General features: G+C 54.2%; 1 protein-coding gene. It reads left to right on the forward strand.

Going from position 1 to position 284, the window contains the following annotated elements; translation table 11 throughout:
• Positions 1–10: 10 nt before the first annotated feature.
• On the forward strand, positions 11–284 hold a 274-nt coding region (locus QN347_RS19750), incomplete at its 3' end, for a dihydroxy-acid dehydratase (protein WP_323494389.1).

Genomic DNA, 284 nt, shown 5'->3' on the forward strand with positions numbered 1-284 from the left:
GGAGTCAGCTATGCCGCAATACCGTTCCCGTACCACCACCCATGGCCGTAATATGGCCGGCGCGCGTGCTTTGTGGCGTGCCACTGGCATGAAAGACGGTGATTTTGATAAACCTATTATCGCCGTCGTCAACTCGTTTACCCAATTCGTGCCGGGCCATGTGCATCTGAAAGACCTTGGTCAAATGGTGGCGCGTGAAATCGAAGCGGCTGGTGGTGTGGCCAAGGAATTCAATACCATTGCGGTTGATGATGGCATCGCCATGGGTCATGGCGGTATGTTGT

The sequence above is a fragment of the Sphingomonas sp. 10B4 genome (genome assembly GCF_035019905.1).
Lineage (GTDB): Bacteria > Pseudomonadota > Alphaproteobacteria > Sphingomonadales > Sphingomonadaceae > Sphingomonas > Sphingomonas glacialis.